This is a genomic window from Thermogutta sp. (genome assembly GCF_014359955.1).
Lineage (GTDB): Bacteria > Planctomycetota > Planctomycetia > Pirellulales > Thermoguttaceae > Thermogutta.
Map to the genome: position 1 here is coordinate 1 of NZ_JACIYL010000847.1, position 1,827 is coordinate 1,827.

Sequence of the window (1,827 nt, forward strand, 5' to 3'; positions counted from 1 at the left end):
CCCGCGACGTTGTCAGACGCCCCGGCCCAGCGCCTCCTGTAAACTGATCCGCGAAGAAGCACAAGCGAGCCGCACCGAGTCGTCTGGGAAGCCGTCTGTTTTTCCGAGCGTTTGCCCAGCCGGTGCTGGGGCACCTCACGGAACCGGGAACAAAAAGAGTTATTTAACCCGAAAGAGCCAGGACAAAAAAGGACCCAAGCGCCGCGGTTTACCGGGGGGCGCTGGAGTGCCGCTCACTGATGGCAGGGCCGAAAACCGCCGGCGTGCCTCGCCGGTGAATTGTCCAATGGCCTGGCATGTGTCGGCGAGACGGGCATTTACCGGCGGTCAGTTCTGCCAGACACAAATGCATATGATCCGCCCGGGTTAATTTTGTCGCCCTGTGCGCGTTATTCCACCGGCGCAATAAAGTTGACGAAGGCTCCTCATCCGGCCGAGGCCGGATCGTTCGGCGTACGAAGTCGGCTGTTCGCTGACAGGTTTCGCAAGTGGTAGGCGGTAGGTTCTCAACGATTCGGGAGGTGACGCTATGAAGCGGTTTGTTCGGCCTTTGGTACTCCTGGCCCTGGCCTCCATACTGTTAGGGGGCCGTCCGATTTTTGCGGAAGAGCCCGCCAAGGTGGCAAAACCGCGGAACATCATCCTCATCGGATGGGATGGTGCTCAGCGGGCACACGTCATGGAGTGTTTGCAGCGCGGGGAACTCCCCAATCTCCAGAAGCTCGCCAAAGAGGGGGCCTTTGTCAACATCGACGTCGTCACGGGCGCGACCGACACCAAGGCCGGGTGGACGCAGATTCTCACCGGCTACAATCCTGAAGTCACCGGGGTGTACAGCAATGGACGATATCGGGACGTTCCCAAGGGCCTGAGCGTTTTTGAACGTCTCAAAGAGCATTTCGGCCCCGATTTCGTGTGTGTCGCCGTGATCGGAAAGCGGGAGCACTGCGGAGAAATCCGGGAACCGTTCAAGCGGCAGCTCACGGACGAGGAAGCGGCCAAGATACAGAGCCAGCGTCAGGGACAAGCGAAGCAGCAGGCGCAGGCCCGGCAACAAGCCCGGCAAAAACAGCAGGCTCAGGGTAATCGGGCGGCCCAGAAGCAAGCTGAGCAGAAACCTGCGCAACCAGCCCAGCCTGGCGCCAGCCGGCAGGTTATCGGTCGAATTGTTGAAGAAAATGGTGTCAAGTATCTCGTCTTTGAAGGCTCGCCATATTACACCATGCACAAGTCCTGCGATGTTTGGGAATATGGATTGATGGAGGACAAGAAAGTAGGTTCGCGGGCCATTGAGCTCTTGGAAAAATACCGCGACAGACCATTCTTCTTCTTTGTGCATTTTGCCTCCGTCGATCATCAGGGGCATCGCTTCGGAGAAAACTCCAAGGAGTACAACGATGCCCTCATTTCCAACGACGCGTGGCTGGGCAAGATCGTGGAAAAGCTGAAAGAGCTCGGGCTGTACGATAAGACCCTCATTTACGTGACGGCAGACCACGGCTTCGATGAAGGTGCTAAAACCCACCGTTATGCTCCCTATATCTTCCTCGCGACCAATGATCCCCTGGTGAAGCGGGATGGCATGCGGCAGGACATCGCTCCCACCATCCTGGCCCGGTTTGGGGTGGACCTGAGTAAACTTCAGCCGCCGCTCGACGGCGAGCCGTTAACCCAGCCTGCCACCAAGCCGGTCCTCAAGGCTCCGGAAACTCCACCGGCCAAACCTCAGGCAGCGCGTGCTCAAGGGCGAGCAGGTCAGCGGACTGCGCGGCAGGGTCAGGCAGCACCGGCCACCCAGGCGCCATGACCTCTGCCAGCCGTTTGTCT

The 1,827-nt window shown here is 59.1% G+C and carries 1 protein-coding gene; it reads left to right on the forward strand.

What is annotated here, in order from left to right:
• Positions 1 to 529: 529 nt before the first annotated feature.
• Positions 530 to 1,807, forward strand: coding sequence for an alkaline phosphatase family protein (locus H5U08_RS17515; protein WP_297036061.1), 1,278 nt, complete (start codon positions 530 to 532; stop codon positions 1,805 to 1,807).
• Positions 1,808 to 1,827 lie beyond the last annotated feature (20 nt).